Below are 986 nucleotides of genomic sequence, written 5' to 3'. Positions count from 1 at the left end.
GCTCCAGACTCGAGCCCGGTCGCCGTCGAGTTCGCTTTTACTGACTCGATACGATTCTTCGATGCGGTTGCGCATGCGGTAGCGCTTGAGCGTAACCCACGGATCCTTGTGCTTGTTGCTTACGAGACAGAAGATGCCGAAGTTGCGTTCCGCCCGCTGAAGCGCCTCTGTATTCAGGGTAATTCGAAGCTTCCCGCCACGTCCGACACGTGTGCAAATCAGGTACTTTTCGGCGATCACCTTATCGGCATCTGAGAGAGCTTCAATCGAGGTTCCGCCTTCAAGAAGCTGCTTGACAGTCATCACTCTCGTCTTCAGAGCTTCTCGGTCGGCATGAGTGCGGTTGGCGTTGCGGTAGTAGTGCAGGTACAGACGGAAGGATTTCTTCTCTACGTCACCCTCGGCCCTTTCACCGCGGCTGCGTTCGCGAGTCCACGACAATTCCACCATGCGCGACACGCCGTGCGTGGCATGATCAAACGGACAGATGCTGTCCCAGCCTTCAAGCTGGCTTCGTACGCTTGAACCGTCCTCCTCAATCTCATCCAGATGCTGGGCCACCCAGGAGTCTGTCACGGTGACTCGTGCAGTGAACTGAATGTGGTTGCGCAGCATGTCCACGAGGTTGCCTTTCTTGGTAAACTCGTTGTCAACGACGAATTCAGGACTCTTCAAGCCATAAGCTTTGCACGCGCTTGATGGCGTTCTTCATGCAGGTAACGTCGGCCAGATTGCTCGGCTGCATTTCAAATGCGACCGGCAGACGGCTGAAGACCGAATAGAAAGTGCACAGCTTGAACGTGTGCAGATTGTCGCCGGCCTTGTTGAAGCCCGAGCGAATGTAGGGCTCGAGATTCTGCGAGTAGCTCGAAGTTGTTGTGGAGTCAAAGGCAAGCACCGCCGAATCTTCATCGCTCAGATGCGCGAGACGAGTAAACAGCGACTGCATGCCGGTTTCGTTGTGCCCCACTTGATCGAAAAGCTCA

At 55.2% G+C, this 986-nt stretch carries 2 pseudogenes; both read right to left on the bottom strand.

Annotation, left to right across the window (positions count from 1 at the left end):
* Positions 1–675 (bottom strand): annotated as a pseudogene (locus GBM95_RS11815) (IS1634 family transposase); the annotation flags it as partial.
* Positions 662–986: pseudogene (locus GBM95_RS12430) on the bottom strand (IS1634 family transposase); the annotation flags it as partial. The pseudogenes GBM95_RS12430 and GBM95_RS11815, both read right to left, overlap by 14 nt.

The sequence above is a fragment of the Sutterella seckii genome, from assembly GCF_009183815.1.
Classification (GTDB): Bacteria; Pseudomonadota; Gammaproteobacteria; order Burkholderiales; family Burkholderiaceae_F; genus Sutterella; species Sutterella seckii.
The sequence above is the reverse complement of the archived record's forward strand: the minus strand, read 5'-3'. Positions and strand labels throughout refer to the sequence as shown.